This is a genomic window from Corallococcus sp. 4LFB, assembly GCF_046520365.1.
In the GTDB taxonomy this organism is placed as follows: Bacteria; Myxococcota; Myxococcia; order Myxococcales; family Myxococcaceae; genus Corallococcus; species Corallococcus caeni.
In genome coordinates, this window is record NZ_JBKGHJ010000655.1 from 1 (window position 1) to 3744 (window position 3744).

A 3744-nucleotide genomic window follows, 5' to 3' on the forward strand; every position below is an offset into this window, starting at 1 on the left:
GCCGCACCCACGCGGAGACGGAGAGCCTCATCGGCTTCTTCGTCAACACGCTCGTGCTGCGCTCCCGCGTGGCCCCTGGCGCGTCCTTCCACCAGCTGCTCCAGCAGGTGCGCGAAGCCGCCCTGGGTGCCTATGCCCACCAGGACGTCCCCTTCGAGCGGCTCGTCGAGGACCTGAGGCCGCAGCGCGACCTGACGCGGCCACCGCTGTTCCAGGCCCTCTTCTCCCTGCAGAACACCTCCATGCCCGCCGTCCAACTGCCGGGCCTCGCCCTGCGCCCACTGGACGTGGAGGGCCACAGCGTCAAGGCCGAGCTGGAGCTGTTCCTCTTCGAGACACCGGACGGCTTCGACGGCTCGCTCGGCTACAACACCGACCTCTTCGCCCCCGCCACCGCACAGCGCATGGCGCGGCACTTCAGCGCCCTCGTCGAAGCCCTCGTCGCACATCCGGAGGCGCCGCTCGCTTCCGCGTCCATGCTCTCCCAGGACGAGCAGCGTCAGGTGCTGCTCGACTGGAACGACACGCGCACCCACGCCCCGCGCGACGCCACCCTGCCCGAGCGGTTCCAGGCCCAGGCGCGGCGCACCCCGGATGCCGTGGCACTCATCTCTGGTGAGGACCGCCTCACGTACCGGCAGCTCGATGAGCGCGCCAACCAGCTCGCCCATGCCCTCATGGGCCTGGGCGTCACGCCGGGCACTCCCGTGGCCGTAGGACTGGAGCGCTCCTTCGACCTCATCGTCGCCCTGCTCGCCATCCTCAAGGCCGGTGCCGCCTACGTCCCGCTGGAGCTGGCCCATCCCCGCGAGCGCCTCGCCCTGCTGCTGCAGGACTGCGCCTCGCCCCTGCTCCTGTCCCACTCCTCGCTGGCGCAACGTCTGCCGGCCTTCTCCGGCCGCACCCTCCTGCTGGACGGCGAGGCCTCCCTCCTCGAGCGTCAGCCCACGCATGCGCCTGCTGTCTCCACGTCTCCGGACAGCCTCGCCTACGTGATGTTCACCTCCGGCTCCACCGGCAGGCCCAAGGGTGTCCTGGTGCCGCACCGGGGCGTCACCCGGCTGGTGCTCGGCAGCGCCTTCATCGACTTCGGACCCGACGAGGTCTTCCTCCAGTTCGCCCCCGTCGCCTTCGACGCTTCGACCCTCGAAATCTGGGGCGCGCTGCTGCATGGCGCGAAGCTCGTCCTCGCGCCTCCGCAGGCCCTCTCCACCGAGGAGCTCGCGGCCCTGCTTCGTCATCACCGCGTGACGACGCTGTGGCTCACCGCCGCCCTCTTCGAGCAGATGACGTTGCACCAGGGCGAAGCCCTCGCGCAGGTCCGCCAGGTCCTCGCGGGTGGCGACGTGCTGCCCACGGAGCGCGTGCGCCAGCACCTCTCCCGCATGAGTCCGGGCTCCGTCCTCGTCAACGGCTATGGCCCCACCGAGAACACGACCTTCTCCACCACGCTGACGCTCCAGCCCGGCGCGCGAGTGGACGGCCCCGTGTCGATTGGCCGCCCCATCTCCGATGCCACGGCCTACGTGCTCGACGCGCGGTTGCGCCCGGTGCCCGTGGGCGTCCCCGGCGAGCTCTTCGTCGGCGGCGACGGCCTCGCCTGGGGCTACCTGAACCGCTCCGACCTCACCGCCGAGCGCTTCATCCCGCACCCCTTCGCCACCACGCCGGGCCAGCGCCTCTACCGCACCGGGGACAAGGCCCGCTGGAGCGCGGGCGGCACGCTCGACTTCCTCGGCCGCACCGACTTCCAGCTCAAGCTGCGCGGCTTCCGCATCGAACCCGGAGAGCTCGAAGCCGCGCTGCGCCAGCTCCCCGCCGTCGCGGAAGCCCTGGTGCTGGCCCGTGAGGACGTGCCCGGCGACAAGCGCCTCGTGGCCTACGTCGTCCCGTCCGTGCCTGCGTCCGGAGACCTGTCGGAGACGCTGCGAGTCCAGCTCCAGCAGCACCTCCCCGGCTACATGGTGCCCGCCGCCTTCGTCGTGCTGGAGGCCCTGCCCCTCAACGCCAACGGCAAGGTGGACCGCAAGGCCCTGCCCGCCCCGGACGTCGCCGCGTCCCACGGCCGGTACGTCGCGCCGCGCACGCCCCTGGAGCAGCTCATCGCCCAAGCCTTCGCGGAGGTGCTGCGCCTGGAGCGCGTCAGCGCCGACGCGGACTTCTTCGCCCTGGGCGGCCACTCGCTGCTCGCCGTGCATTTGATGGCCCTCCTCCGCGAGCGCACGGGCCGGGCGCTGCCCCTGTCCGCGCTCTTCCAGGGCTCCACCGTCGAGCGGCTCGCCACGCTGCTGTGCCCCTCCGAGGGAACCCGCCCGCTGGGCCCCAACCTGGCGCGACTCGACACGGGGGACTCGCGGCGCCGTCCGCTGTTCCTCGTCCACGGCGGTGGCGGTGGCGTGCTCAGCTACGCGGACCTCGTGCGCCACCTGGGCAACGACCGGCCCGTGTATGGCGTGTTCGCGCCCGGCCTGGAGGACGGGGAGCTGCCGCCGTCGTCCATCGAGTCCCTGGCCCGGCTCTACCTGGAGCAGGTGCGCGACGTGCAGCCCCACGGCCCCTACCGGCTCGCGGGCTGGTCCTTCGGCGGGCTGGTGGTCTACGAGCTGGCACGCCAGCTCCAGGCCCTCGGCGAGCCGGTGGAGTTCCTGGCGCTGCTCGACAGCCTCGCCCCGTCGGGCGAGCCGGACCCGGAGCCGCCGCCGCTGATCCGTCTGGCCGCGTTCGGCAAGATGGTCGGGCTCCCCGTCCAGGACGTCCCCGCCCCCGAGCTGGAGCAGCTGGGAGGCCTGGAGGGCGAAGCCCTGCTGTCACGGATGATCCAGCTGCTGCGGAACCTGCCCGCCGCGGGAGGACTGGAGCCGGGACAGATTGAGCGTCTCTTCGCCGTCCACGAACGGCTGGGAGAGGCCAACCGGGGCTACGTGCCCGCCAGCCGCTACGAAGGCCCCGCCGAGCTCTTCCGCGCCGCGGTCCGCGCGAGCGACCCCACCCGCGCCGAGGACGAAGGCTGGAGGGCCTGGCTCCCGGGAGGCGTCTCGGTCTGCCACGTGCCGGGCACGCACCTCACGATCCTGGAGGAGCCCCAGGTCCCCACGCTGGCGGAGCAGCTCACGCGGCGCCTGCGCGCCCTGGACTCCGAAAGCCAATGACCGCACAACCCATGAGAGGAATGGCCTCCGCCGTCGTAGAGTCGCCAAACACTCAAGGGGGAGACTCACATGGCCAATGGCAAGGACAACCTGCTTCCACGCAACCTGCTGCTTCGACAGACAGTGGCACGCCTGCTGTTCGCCGCTCCCGTCCTGTCTGTCATTGGCTGCGCGGAGGAGGATGGGGGGGTGCATCCCATATGACGCGTACGAGGGACGCTATGACGTCAGCGGCCGGCTTCCGGATGGGGGAGCCCCAAACGACCTCAACTGCCTGGAGGTGTGCACGGAGCAAACCGCCCATCGCTGCCAGGTCCACTCCGTTCCCACGGGGCATCTGGACGGCGGGGTGACCCTGGAGCCCTACACGAATTGCTACACCACCGTGCCCGCGGGATGCGCCTCCGATGGACGCCGGCCCGAGGGACTCCAGGCGGCGCGAATGGAGGCGCGGTGCGCGCTGGGCGGCCACTTCGCGCGGATGGCCTGGTTGGAGGCGGCCTCCGTGCCCGCCTTCCTCCGGCTCGCGGAGGAGCTGAAGGCCCACGGCGCTCCCGCCGAGCTGATCCGCGCGGCCCGACGCTCGGCCGGGAGG

The 3744-nt window shown here is 71.9% G+C and carries 1 protein-coding gene and 1 pseudogene; both read left to right on the forward strand.

Annotation, left to right across the window (positions count from 1 at the left end; all coding sequences use genetic code 11):
* Window positions 1-3149 (forward strand): non-ribosomal peptide synthetase (locus ACLEQD_RS38930; RefSeq protein ID WP_410390943.1); only part of this gene is annotated, 3149 nt, incomplete at its 5' end.
* A gap of 349 nt (window positions 3150-3498) precedes the next feature.
* Window positions 3499-3744: pseudogene (locus ACLEQD_RS38935) on the forward strand (hypothetical protein); the annotation flags it as partial.